General features: G+C 45.1%; 11 protein-coding genes and 1 pseudogene. 1 reads left to right on the forward strand and 11 read right to left on the reverse strand.

Annotation, left to right across the window (positions count from 1 at the left end):
* Positions 1 to 598: 598 nt before the first annotated feature.
* The 6 genes from G9G54_RS06860 to G9G54_RS06885 all read right to left on the reverse strand — a co-directional run bounded on the left by G9G54_RS06860 (position 599) and on the right by G9G54_RS06885 (position 8377).
* Positions 599 to 1771: a M20 metallopeptidase family protein gene (locus G9G54_RS06860; protein ID WP_165176965.1), complete on the reverse strand. Its 1173-nt coding sequence runs from the start codon at positions 1769 to 1771 to the stop codon at positions 599 to 601.
* 114 nt (positions 1772 to 1885) lie between these two features.
* On the reverse strand, positions 1886 to 4018 hold the full coding sequence (locus G9G54_RS06865) for an ABC transporter ATP-binding protein (protein ID WP_165176966.1): 2133 nt from the start codon (positions 4016 to 4018) through the stop codon (positions 1886 to 1888).
* A gap of 45 nt (positions 4019 to 4063) precedes the next feature.
* On the reverse strand, positions 4064 to 4960 hold the full coding sequence (locus G9G54_RS06870) for an ABC transporter permease (protein ID WP_165176967.1): 897 nt from the start codon (positions 4958 to 4960) through the stop codon (positions 4064 to 4066).
* Between the two features lie 30 nt (positions 4961 to 4990).
* Positions 4991 to 5917 carry an ABC transporter permease gene (locus G9G54_RS06875; RefSeq protein WP_165176969.1) on the reverse strand — a complete coding sequence of 309 codons (927 nt, stop codon included), beginning with the start codon at positions 5915 to 5917 and terminating at the stop codon, positions 4991 to 4993.
* 50 nt (positions 5918 to 5967) lie between these two features.
* Positions 5968 to 7611, reverse strand: a complete 1644-nt coding sequence (locus G9G54_RS06880; RefSeq protein WP_446723016.1) for an ABC transporter substrate-binding protein — start codon at positions 7609 to 7611, stop codon at positions 5968 to 5970.
* Between the two features lie 256 nt (positions 7612 to 7867).
* Positions 7868 to 8377 (reverse strand): GNAT family N-acetyltransferase, encoded by a 510-nt coding sequence (locus G9G54_RS06885; protein WP_023988942.1) that lies wholly within the window; start codon positions 8375 to 8377, stop codon positions 7868 to 7870.
* Positions 8378 to 8493: 116 nt separating this feature from the next.
* On the opposite strand from G9G54_RS06885, the pseudogene xerS reads away from it, so the two are divergent.
* A pseudogene (gene xerS, locus G9G54_RS06890) lies at positions 8494 to 9593 on the forward strand (tyrosine recombinase XerS).
* Positions 9594 to 9597: 4 nt separating this feature from the next.
* Here xerS and mobB read toward each other — a convergent pair.
* The 5 genes from mobB to G9G54_RS06910 form a co-directional block, all read right to left on the reverse strand.
* Positions 9598 to 10146 carry a molybdopterin-guanine dinucleotide biosynthesis protein B gene (gene mobB, locus G9G54_RS06895; RefSeq protein ID WP_165176970.1) on the reverse strand — a complete coding sequence of 183 codons (549 nt, stop codon included), beginning with the start codon at positions 10144 to 10146 and terminating at the stop codon, positions 9598 to 9600.
* Positions 10143 to 11420, reverse strand: a complete 1278-nt coding sequence (locus tag G9G54_RS06900; RefSeq protein WP_165176972.1) for a molybdopterin molybdotransferase MoeA — start codon at positions 11418 to 11420, stop codon at positions 10143 to 10145. Before G9G54_RS06900 ends, mobB begins: the two co-directional genes overlap by 4 nt.
* 300 nt (positions 11421 to 11720) lie before the next feature.
* Positions 11721 to 11852 (reverse strand): hypothetical protein, encoded by a 132-nt coding sequence (locus tag G9G54_RS25980; RefSeq protein ID WP_023988946.1) that lies wholly within the window; start codon positions 11850 to 11852, stop codon positions 11721 to 11723.
* Positions 11825 to 12373 (reverse strand): accessory gene regulator ArgB-like protein, encoded by a 549-nt coding sequence (locus G9G54_RS06905; protein WP_165176973.1) that lies wholly within the window; start codon positions 12371 to 12373, stop codon positions 11825 to 11827. Before G9G54_RS06905 ends, G9G54_RS25980 begins: the two co-directional genes overlap by 28 nt.
* The gene (locus G9G54_RS06910) at positions 12324 to 13037 is read right to left on the reverse strand and encodes a hypothetical protein (protein ID WP_165176975.1); all 714 of its coding nucleotides are present in this window, start codon (positions 13035 to 13037) and stop codon (positions 12324 to 12326) included. The genes G9G54_RS06905 and G9G54_RS06910 overlap by 50 nt, the downstream gene beginning before the upstream one ends.
* Between the last annotated feature and the right edge of the window lie 138 nt (positions 13038 to 13175).

A 13175-nucleotide genomic window follows, 5' to 3' on the forward strand; every position in this document is an offset into this window, starting at 1 on the left:
TTCTGAATACGTTCCTATCGTTATCGTTGCTTCTCACAAATCTGACAAATGTTTTCTCAGGCTCACCCCCATTCAACCAATATATACGGTGCAATACTCGTTTTGTTAGCGCTTACATCGGTGTCTTGCTCAATAGATTCGTCATCTTTTTCTCATTTCCTTGTGCAAAAAATCAAGATAATGCAATATTATCTCCTGCTCCTCAGCTTATAATATGAGTTTTGGACTTCCTTCAGAGTTAACACCTTTTATTTAATTCTATTATGAATTTTTCATATAATGAATTAATTACTTCATTTTCATTCTTTATGGATGTCAAAATACTTTGATTTACAACAAAAAACCGCGCTATGCGCGGTCAGGCTGTCGAGAAACCCCCTGTTTTTTTGCAGGGGGTTTAAAACTGTCTTAGTGGTCTAAAAACTAGGGTCCTCAGATCGTTTTAAATCGATTTTTGTTTTAAAAGATGCGTCTCCCCATATAAAAATAGAAGTGTCGAAAAGTCCTCTGGACTTTCTCGACACTCTGACCGCGCTATGCGCGGTTCTAGCTTATATTGCTTCCGTTAATACTGTCGTCAGTTATAAACATATGCATATTATTGCAAGTATTCAAGCGCCAGAGCTAAAAAAATATGTCCTGAGATGAGCAATGCTCGCTCATCAAAATCAAAGTGAGGATGGTGATGAGCAAAATGCGTTCGTTCATCCTCATTGCGTGCACCCACATGAATGAATGCTCCCGGTCGCTGCTCCAAATAATAAGCAAAATCCTCTGCTCCCATGACCGGCTTCAAATTCAAAAAAGCGTCTGCTCCATACAGTCTGCCGATGAGCTCGCGTACACGTTCCGTTTCGGCTTCGGCATTCACCAAAGAAGGATAGCCATTCAAATAGTCAATTTCGTATCCGGCATGATAAGCCTCAGTCAACCCCTTGACGATACTGCGAATTTCATTCTCGACTTCCTTACGCACTTCCTTATTAAACGTACGTACGGTCCCTTCAATTTTGGCCTTATCTGCAATCACATTAAAGGCAGTTCCAGCTTGAAATACCCCAATCGTTAACACTGCTGATTCAATAGGGTCCACCCTGCGACTAACCACCTGCTGCAACCCGTTCACAATTTGACTGCCGATAACAATAGAGTCCACCGTCTGATGCGGTCGTGCGCCATGCCCGCCTTTACCGTTGATCTGGATCGTAAACGCGTCGACAGCCGCCATCGCAGGCCCACTCTTTAATCCAATTTTACCAAGCGGAATTTCAGATGCGAGGTGAATACCGTATACCGCCTCTACCCCATCCAGACAGCCATCCTCAATCATAAACTTGGCTCCGCCAGGCGGTTTTTCTTCCGCATGTTGAAAAATAAACACAAGCTTTCCCTTCAGCACCTTACGGTTATGACTCAACACGCGTGCCACTCCTAGCAGCGCAGCCGTGTGACCATCATGTCCGCAGGCATGCATAACACCCGGAACGGTCGATTTATAAGGCACATCCTTTTCATCCTGAATGGGAAGCGCATCAAAATCAGCACGAAATGCAATCGTTCTACCTGGCTGACCGCCTTCTAAAAACCCGAGCACACCGTTTCCACCCACATTCGTTCTTACCTCAATGCCAAAAGAGCGCAATTGATCGGCGATAAATGCAGACGTATTCGTTTCTTCAAAAGAAAGCTCGGGATGCTGATGTAGATGTCTTCTCCATGCAATCAGCTCTTGTTCACCATCTTTTAATTCCTGAACCCATTTTTCTAGCATAATACCCTCTTTTCCTATTGAATTTATATTCTTCTATCCTTATCTTACCATGAACGGCCTGTAGAATGTAGCTCTCTTATCATGCCGATAGCAGATCAAAGGAGGGGCTTGAACCTAGGCCGGGTAATGACAAGCGGCATAATGTCCTGTGCTAATCGCTGTCAGCTCAGGCGATTCCTCACGGCAGCGCGAGGTCGCTAGTGGACAGCGGGTATGAAAACGACAGCCGGATGGAGGCTTCGCAGGCGAAGGAATTTCACCTTGTACCGTAATTAACTCCCGGCGGTTTTTCGGATTTGGGTTAGGTATCGAGGCAACAAGCCCCCGGGTATACGGATGGGCAGGATGCCTGAACAACTCGTCACTTGGCGCAATTTCTACAAGTTTCCCCAAGTACATAACCCCTATCCGATCTGAAATATGGCGGACAATATGCAATCCGTGTGCAATAAACAAATAGGTTGTATCCAGCTTACGCTGTAAGGCCTGAAGCAGATTGACAATTTGCGCCTGAACGGAAACATCCAAAGCCGACACTGCCTCATCCGCTAAAATAAACTGCGGTTGCAGAGCAATGGCACGAGCTATCCCGATTCGCTGCCGCTGTCCTCCCGAAAATTCATGCGGAAACCGCGTAACCAGCGAAGGTGATAATCCAACAGCGCTCAGGAGTTCTTCCACCCGTTCCTGCTTTGCCTTGCCATACAACCCTTCATGAACCGCAAGCGGCTCCCCTATGATATCTCCCACATTCCACCGTGGATCAAGTGATCCGTAGGGGTCTTGAAAAATCATCTGCATATCACGGCGAACGGATCGCAACTCAGAATTTCCTAAACGTGTCAGCTCCCGATCCTGGAACCATACCTGCCCGGAGGTCGGACGTTCCAGCTGCATCAGCAGCCGGCCTAAAGTAGACTTACCACTGCCGGATTCTCCGACCAAACCAAAGGTTTCGCCCTGCCGGATTGAGAAAGATACATCATCCACCGCCCGGATCGAAGCACCAATCCGACCGGGAAAGCCTTTTTTCACCGGATAATACTTGCGAAGTCCATCCACCCGAAACAAGTCCTGCTTGTTCTGAACACTTTCCGTGATAGTCTCATTGGATTCAGGGGAGTTCTTTACCTGTATGCCATGACTGCTCACCTTAGCCCCGTCAACAGCAGATACGTTCGTCACTTCTTCCTTTACTTCGGTTGCCTTTGCAACAGCATCTGCAGTGATCTGCCCTTTCACAGATAGCTCTGTAATACGCCAATCACCGGACGTAGCCAATTGCTCGGAATGCCAGCAAGCTACCTCACGTTCATCCTTGGCTGCCAGCGGTGGCGCTTCGTTTTTACAATGATCCGTCGCGTGCGGACAACGCGGGTGAAACAAGCAGCCTGAAGGCAATGCACTCAGGCTCGGAATTGTCCCTGGGATCGAAAACAACTTGCTGCTGCGATCTGTATCCAGTGTTGCCACCGAACGAAGCAACCCTCTAGTGTAAGGGTGCAATGGCAGCTCGAACAGTTCTTCCGTTGCGGCCTGCTCCACGACTCGACCGGCATACATCACAACAATTCGATCCGCAACCTCTGCGGCAATACCCAAATCATGCGTAATCAACAGAATCGACATGTTGAATTCTGCCTTTAATTCCTGAAGCAATTGCAAAATTTGTGACTGAATCGTTACATCCAGCGCCGTTGTTGGTTCATCCGCTATTAGCAGCTCAGGGCCACATGAAAGTGCCATTGCAATCATTGCCCGTTGTAGCATCCCACCGGACAGTTCTCCGGGGTACTGCTTCATACGAATTTCTGGTTCAGGAATCCCTACCCTGTTCAGCAAATGAACCGCATGAGTCCATGCTTGCTTTCGTGTCTTCCGGTTATGCTCCATGATGATTTCTATCAGTTGATACCCGATAGTGTACACCGGATCAAACGCCGACATCGGCTCCTGAAATACCATCGCCATCTTTTTGCCGCGAAGTGAGCGTAATTCCTGCTGCGACAAAACGGTCAAATCTATGCCCTGCAACCGTATTTGTCCTTGGGCAATTCGTCCGTTTTCATAATCGATTAGCCGCATAATCGCCTTGGAGGTAATCGTTTTTCCGCTGCCGGATTCACCGACGAGGCAGACCGTTTCTCCCGCCCCGATCGTTAGTGATACGTTGTCGAGTGCTTGCAGCAAACCTTTTTTAGTGTGAAAATCGACCGACAAATGTTCAATCTCCAGCAATGATGACAAACGAACTCCCTCCTTCTATAGCACTTAAGAATAGGCTGCCTGATGCTAGTTTGCATTCTTTTTCGGGTCCAACTGGTCTCTCAGCTTGTCGCCCAAAATATTGACTGACAACACAAATAACGTAATGGCTAGGCCAGGAAAGGTACATATCCACCAAGCTACTGTCAAATATCCTCGTCCTTGAGACAATACTGTTCCCCAATCCGGAATTTCCTTTACTGTGCCAAGTCCCAGAAAGCTTAATCCCGATCCGGCCAAAATAGCGCTACCGATGCCAAGCGTCGCCATCACGAGCAAAGGGGACAAGGAATTAGGAAGCACATGACGCCAAAAGATCCCGAAGGGTGTAACTCCGATGGAACGTGAAGCCGTGACGTAAGAACGTCCTTTTATACTCATAATTTGACCGCGCATAACTCTTGCATAACCGGGGACAGCAGATATGGCTACCGCCAGCACAATATTGAACAAACTTGGGCCAAGAGCCGCCGCAATCGCCAAAGCCAGCAGAATGCCAGGAATAGTCATCAAAATATCAATAAATCGCATCAGTATCGAATCCACTGTACCGCCAATGTAACCTGAGAGCGCACCAATAATTCCACCCACCAGACCGCCGACGAGTACCGACATAAAGCCAATAAACAGAGAATCCCGACTTCCGTGAACAACCAGACTGAATACATCCCGCCCAAAATAGTCCGTTCCCAACCAGTGAGTAGCACTTGGGCCTTGTAAAATATGGTCGCTTAACATTTCTGTGGGTGCATAAGAAGCAATCCATTGTGGAAACGCCGCACAGGCGATTACGAGCACAATAATTAGTCCCGCCGCATATACGAACCCATCCGACACTCCACCGAACCGCAACTTTCCAGTTTGCCGAGCTACCCGCAGCTTTCCTTCTTTCCAAATTGTTTTGGCAGCCATTGTTTCTCTCAACCGTCTTCCTCCTCCCTGAATCCTTCCCGCTTACGCCGAGCGTCTAACCCTTGGATCAATGAACGTATACGATATATCCACCAGCAGATTTACGATCACATACATGATGGCAGAGAACAATACAACTCCCTGCACAACTGGCAAGTCTTTAGCCATAATTGCATCCGCAATTAAACGCCCAATGCCTTGCCGCGAAAATACCGTCTCACTCACAACTGCTCCGGCCAGCATTTCTCCCATCAGCATCCCGATCATCGTTATCGCTGGAATCAACGCATTGCGTAGCGCATGGCGATACATAATAACCTTCTCAGACAAACCCTTGGAACGTAGCGTTACGATGAACTGCTCATTAATGACCTCCAGCATACTGTTGCGCACCATTCTGACAATGAACCCTGCACCGACAATGCCCAAAGTGAGAGACGGAAGCACAAGGGTTTTCCAACCATCCGAGCCCATAGCAGGCAGCCATCCCAAGTGAATGGAGAAAATAAGCAACAGCAGAATGCCTGACCAGAATGTGGGCATAGAAATGCCGAACAATCCAACGATTCGTGCGATGATATCAATCGGCTTATCCCGATGAATGGCTGACAGCACTCCAAGCAGGACACCGATAATGACCGAAATAGCAGAACTGGCAAGCGTCAGCGCCAGTGTAGGCGGGAGATTGACCCATATTTTAGGCAGCACCGGATCAGCATTGAGCAGTGATTTTCCAAAATCACCTTGTAGCAGATTTCCGAAATAGTTCAAAAACTGAACATGAAAAGGCTGATCCACTCCCAGCTTATGACGCAAATTGGCGATCATCTCTGGCGTGGCCGTTGAAGGGTCAAGAATCGAATCCACCGGGTCCCCCGGAAGCAGATACAAAATACTGAATACCAAAATACAGGAACCCAGAATGACCAACAAAGAAGTAACCAGTCTTGCTGCAACAGCTCTGATCATAGCCCACACTCCTTCCCGTCTGAATGGTCCCCAGAAACTATTTAGCAATACTATTTTTGAATACGCACATCGTTAAAGAGCGGATAACCCACTACATCGAATTTGAGTCCCTGCACAGACTTGGCGGCTCCAACCGTATAAGGGAAAACATAAATAGGAATGATGATGGCCTGATCGCGGATTAGCTGTTGTACCTTTTTGTAAATCTCCTCCCGCTTGGCATCATCCTTTTCAATAGCTCCCTGCTCCAACAGCTTGTCGACTTCTGGATTGGAGAAGTTAGGCAGTGTAGGCCGCTGATTTGGTGCCGCTGTGTGGTAAAAAGCATGTAATGCGTTCGGGTCCACATTGACCTGGCTATTTCCGTAGAAATCATAGTTTCCGTTCGAATATACAACTGTTGCAATATCCTTGGTAATTTCAATCTTCACATCAACACCGATTTTCTTCAGCTGCTGTTGAATAATGGCTGCAATGTCGTTCCGTTTTTCACGGTTCGGAGTGCCGTCTACATAATGTAGCGTCAGGCGTTGTCCATCCTTCACCCGGAAACCATCAGTACCCTTAACCCACCCCAACTCATCCAGTAACTGATTGGCCTTGTTAAGATCAGGCTGCAAACCGTTTTCCAGTGATTTATCATATCCAAAAATACCTGGAGTGAGTGGCGACCAAGCCTGTTCATAAGTTCCTAGATACAGTGTTTTGACGATCATCTCCACATCAATACCATATTGCAATGCCTGCCTCGCCTTCAATTCATTCCACGGTGTCTTCTTTTGGTTAATGAACAGCGTGTATGGCAAGCCTAGAGTATTGACCTGCAACAATTGGAAATTAGGGTCACTCTTCAACGTTAAAATATTCTGCGGTGGGACGGTTTCAGCGGCCAAAGCCTGACCACTCTGCACACTGCCGATCCGGGTTGCCTCCTCGGGAACAATTTTAAAGGTCACGCTGTCCAAATACGGCGCTCCCTGATTTTCAATAGTTTCCGGTGCCCATTTGTAATCCGGGTTACGTTCGATTTTGATTTCTGCATTTTCGTCCCATTTTACAAACTTAAAAGGGCCTGTACCCACAGGATGCTTACCGAATTGATCTCCATATTTTTTAACTCCTGCCGGAGAAACAATGGCTACAGCCGGAACACTTAAATTGCTCAAAAATGCTTGCGATGGTCGTTTCAGATTCAATTTAATCGTGTATTCGTCAATCACCTGTGAGGACTCATAGGGAGCCAGCAAGTTAGCGGCATTACCTACTACGGCTTGCGGATCAATAATCCGATCATAGCTAAATTTAACAGCTTCCGCATTGAACGGAGTTCCGTCATGGAACTTAATGTCCTTGCGCAGCTTGAATGTATAGCTTTTGCCATCCTCGGAAACGCTCCATTCGGTTGCCAGCCAAGGCTTAATCCTATTATCCGGCAGCTTTACCACCAAATTATCGAATATCGCACGATATACCCGAGATGCTACTGCCAATCCACTCTTATGTGGGTCCAGTGAATCCGGCGATGTTGCCAGGGCATAGGTAAGATCTCCGCCTTCTGCAGCTTGCCCGTCTACTGCTGCATTTGCATCGGTATTCGTAGAATTGGCTCCGCTATTACCCGAGCATGCTGATAAGACTAGCACCATCGACAGGGTTAAAGCTGCCATTTTTGCAAATCGACTTGTTCGTTTCACGAAAAACACTCTCCGATCTGATGGGTAATGTTATGATAACATTACATTTTGGGAGCCGATGTTCCATTGTTGATAATTCCAATCTGATATATATGAATTATGTTAATAACTGTATACCTGCGTTTTTCTAGTGTCAATGCAAGTTCTAATTAGAATGATCTATAGATGGATAGAAGACTTGAATTGACAACAAAAAAGAGCCGACAGGATACTCTCCCCGACTCTTTTTCATTACTGACTTTCTATTTCGAATTTTTCAGGTATTGAAAAACTGACTTATATTCCCTCTTACCGGATGTGTTTGTTCCCTGTACTCACCTTTCGTATAGCTTCCAATCACCTTACGCCAAAAGGATTGTGCCGGCCTATTGGTGCTCATTTGGGTCACCTTCCAACGTCCGTTAAAACGTCCAAACAGCTCATGAGCCGCCCAAGTCCCAACCCCATTATGCCGATAAGGACGAAGTACAAAGAACTCAGCCATGTAGTAGTCAGCTTCTCGATTGCTGGACATTCGGTCAACGAGTGCAAAGCCTACAGGAATATCTTGTCTCCAAATCAGAAAAGGCAGCTTCTGTTCACCGCTCGTCCAATATTGATACAAGTCTGGATAAGCCGGGAATGTACCCTTCTCAGTGACATCAATTCGAAGATAGGCTGTAAAATCGTATAAATAAAATTGCATGAGCTGTACAATAATGTCCTTTTGCGACTCCGGTACACTCTTAATAGACAGCTTCAGTTCCGATTTGATATTATACCCCATACTTTCACCTCTCTTGGCGGTTCAATCTGTTCTTTAACTTCGAATTACATCCCATCCAGTGCTGTTCAAAATATGCTAAAATACATATATATTATGACCGGACGAGGTGGAACCCAATGAATATACAAAAGATCATCGACCGGCGCAAACTAGATGAAAAAATGCCGGGATTACCATGGTACGTGCAGCAATTTATGATTATAAGCTGCCCGACCTGTCCCCTTCCACATTACTAGAATATGTGCGGGATTACGAAGCTTTCTTTTCATGGCTTCGCTCGGAAGGCTTGTCTACTGGAGAAACAAATGCACAAGTTACACTGGAAGAATTGGAGACACTTCATATGGACAGTATTACAGGCTTTCGATTATTCCTGTCTACTAAGCGCGAAGGCTCCAACTCCCGTATTACCATTTCACGTAAGCTATCGTCCCTGCGTTCGCTTTTTCATTATTTGAGTCAGATCGCTGAGGATGAAAATTTTTATCCATTGCTCAAACGCAACATTATGGCCAAGGTCGAAATCAAGCGTATACATAAACCCAAGGATACGGCGGCCAAGCTTAAAGGTAAAATACTGGAAGAGGAAGAACTGCTTGAATTCATCGGCTATATTTATGAAGGCTATGGTCAGGATTTGGCCGATAACAAGCAGGCGTTATACTCCTATGAACTAAATAAGGAACGGGATGCCTGCATCGCCAGTCTTATTTTGAACTCAGGCCTGCGCGTATCTGAAATCGTCAATCTGAATCTGGATGATTTAGACATAAACAATAAATTAATATATGTGTACCGCAAAGGCAATAACGACGAAACCTTTAAAACGCCGGTGTATTTCCGCGAGCAATCCAAAGATGATCTCATACTTTATTTGTCCTTGAGACATACCCGTTACCGCGCCCCAAAAAAAGAAAAAGCTCTCTTTGTCGCACGTCCTAACGGCAGTACAGAAGGCAAACGGATGACCAAAAGAGCGATTCAGGCAATGATCATCAAGTACGCCAAGCGTTTCGGCAAGCCTTACCTTACCGTGCATAAGCTTCGTCATTCCTTTGCTACTGATTATTATTTACAAAATGATATTTACAAAACAAAGGAACAACTGGGGCACGCTTCGACAGAAACAACAGAAGTGTATGCCCACCTGACTGACAAAACCATGTCCCAGGCGATCGAACGGCGGGTAGAGACTCTAACCGACTCAGCCGATTGATGTCTCACCCCTGCTTATTCCTCATTCCTTCTATCTGCTTTTGAATCTGTTCGAGTAGCCAGCGGCCTGCGGGTCCGTTGGCCTCGGCAGGAAATATCTGTATCATTTCATCTGAGTAGTGACCTTGAGCCCAATCCATTTGATGCTCCCAAACCGCTACTCCCTGTACATTTGTCAGCTTACCGGTAAGCTGAGCATCCGATTGTTCCTTCATCATGACCAACTTTGGATAATCCTCCTGCTTGAAGCCTTCCAGCAAGACACAATCATAGGCCTGAAAATGCCGGATCAGACTGGTGACAGGCTGACTATGCTCCTCTAAAATGGCTGTTCTTCCAGCCGAAACAATAGCTACGCCTTCAGCACCCGCCTGTCGGTGCTTGTACGTATCTGTACCCTCATGATCCATTTCAAATTCATGTCCATCATGCTTGATCACTGCTACGCGTAGACCTGACTTCTGCACATAACGAATCAACCCTCCGAGAAAGGTCGTTTTCCCCGTATTTTTGAATCCGACGATTTGACATACAAATGGATGTTTCGTATTCACGTTACCTGTCCACCTTGTAATACCAGTACTCGCACCTCTTCACCTTCGCGTAATCCTTCTGTTGTAGGAGGAATTACGATCAGACAGTCGCTGTCCTTAATGGTCACCATGACACTGGATTCATCTACTCGCGCAGGAATCGCGTATACTTGCCCACCACGTATCTCCAGAGAGCTGCGTACAAAGCGTGTATAGTTGTTTACCTTCGTATAATCTGCGCCTAACTTCGCCGTCCAGGTTTGTAAATATGGATGTGCCGAAGATAACATCATTTGGATCGTCGGCCGTACAAACAGCTCACAGCCTACAAAGCACGCACCGGGGTTGCCTGAAAGCGCAAATAACAGCTTGCCGTCAATCACTGCGGCTGTGGTCACACTTCCTGGACGCATCGTAACCTTGTTGAACAGCATATTCACATCTTCCTGTCGTACCAGGTCACCCATAATATCAAAATCCCCCACCGATACTCCTCCACTCGTGACCACGATATCATAGGCAGCTATGGCTTCACGTACAGAGGTACGGGCAAGGCTCAAATCATCATGAATGGCTTGTAAAATGAACGGCTCGCCTCCTGCCTCTCTAATTTGAGAAGCCAGCATATATGTATTACTGTTTCGAATTTTCCCTGGTTGTAACGGCTCATCCACTGCAAGTAATTCCGATCCTGTAGAAAAAACGGCCACCCTTGGCTTCCTGTAAACAGGTACCTGATGTACTCCAAACGTAGCCAGTACCGAGATGTGCCCTGCTCCCAGGCAGGTTCCCTTACTAAGCAAAAGCTGACCTTCCTGAATCTCATGACCAATCTGTGTCACATTTTTGCCAATCTCCATACGCTTCTTCAAGCCGACATATGTCTGTCCATTTTCCTCACGTAGCTGTGTAGCTTCCAGCATGACAACCGTGTCCGCTCCATCAGGTAATTGCGCTCCTGTCATGATACGGGCAGCCATTCCAGTTTTCACCCGCTTGTCCGATACGGTGCCACATGGAATTTCATCAATCACATGTAACCAGATTTCCTGACCGGACGAGCACACTTCAGTGTCCGAGCCAAGGATCGCATAACCGTCCATACCTGAGCGACGAAAACGGGGATACGGGTGTGGTGCGGTCAAATCCACCGCCAAATAGCGTCCATGCGCCTGCTCCAGCTCTACGTCTTCCCTTTCACCCTGTTTAACATGGCTAGCTATCCTGCTTTGCGCCTCTTCCACCTGAACTGCTTTACGCTGGAATTTTTCTGCGTTTAATGATGTATGATTCATAATTTCACTCCGTTCTTCTAAAATGCCCTCTTTCTGTTATAACGCTAAAACCGTTATCTGGCAAATCGGGGGGTGTCTAAGTATGTATGGCAATAAAAATAACCCGTGAATTCCACGGGTCATTTCCATAACTTTATAAGTGCTTCAAGCTTATTATGAGAAATAGAGCAAGTGAAGCTTCGAATCGTACCAGGCCTTCAAATGCGCTAGACTCGATCTCACAGCTGAAAAGCTTCCTTGCAAGCCTGTGCGGTTACCCCGATCGAATAAAAACAATGTCTAGAGTAACGCGGTACATAATCAGTTCTTTTCTTTTTTCTTAAGCTCTGCCGGTATCGGTTTAGCGCCAAATACTGTTTTTTCGTTTTTGGTAGATTCGTTAGCATATTTTCCTAGTCTTAAATTTAAGGCTCTCGCCAATTTCTTATCCATTTTCGTTCACCTCCTTTCCATAAAGGAAGAATACTGAATGCTTGAATAGCTAAAGCTAAGCATATTATGTGGGATTGTACTAAAAAATTCACCGCACAAATCAATACACATACCGTTTTATAATATTTGTGGTTATTGGTCTTATGAATATAAATAAAATGATTGGGTGCATAAACTAAAAACACTAATACTGAACAAGCATTAATAATCAAAATCGTTGATAAGTTTAAAGAGATGAGAGGTATAGTTACACATATTGCCGTTGTAAAACAGACACAAAATGTAAGATTACTGAAGTGTGCCCCTCCTGAAAATCTTCTTACAAACATGATAGTTACTAGAGCTAATAACGACCCCCAAAAATGCCCAGTCATCCAAGCTATAATCGCAACCATTAGTATCGAAGACACTTCGGTAATTTTTATACCAAGCGCATATTCCATCACTTCTACACTTGTTGGACCATCAGGATCAGCTTTTTTTATTTCCGTTGCGATGTACCGTGATAGCGCTTCTAGCATCCTCATAATCCCCTCTCTCTGAAAAGAAATACGACACGCCGAAAGTAAGCAATGAAATGGATAGTAATCCTATGGTATTTGAGCTATAGAGCATATACAAAGTAATAAAAATGGTGACAGCTGATATTAGAGCACCTAGAATCAACAGCTTATTTAGGGATGATAAGTAATTTTCAACTCTTAAAAAATCATGTGGAGGTTGAATTATAAACGAGAAACCAAAGTTATATTTTCCCATTATATAAGAAATAAAACACGCAATAATAATAGAAGATAACTGAATAACGTAAATAGAAGAGCCAGAAGTATCATTAATAGCACCTGGTTCTGCTACTCCAAAAAAATACGCAAACAGAAATACAAAAAGTTGTAGGTTAATGTAGGCCGTTAGACCTGAACCAGCAGAAAAAGCTGCTAGATGGGTTTTGATCCCTAAACCGAATCTAAAAAAGATAACCATTAACAAATACTGAAGCGGCAAATCTAATTTAGGCAAGCCTATAACTTCCCTCATTAGAAAGGAAAACAAAGCTATGCCCATTGCATAGAATAATATTTTTGTGCGATATTCCCTCACGGGAAGCATATAAAGCTTTAAGACCAAAATAACAGCGGCCAAAGCATCGAATACACCAAGTAATATATATAAAAAAGCAGATAACACAGATACACCATCCTCTTATTTCGCCTGTTGTAATTGTATATTTTACTAATAGATGTGGCAATGAAATAATCTAGTAAACTGGTAATATTTGTTTTTATGTAAGGTAAATATTTATTTTTGTCGTCAAAAAATATGAAA

The organism is Paenibacillus sp. EKM212P (genome assembly GCF_011066115.1).
Taxonomy (GTDB): domain Bacteria; phylum Bacillota; class Bacilli; order Paenibacillales; family Paenibacillaceae; genus Paenibacillus; species Paenibacillus polymyxa_B.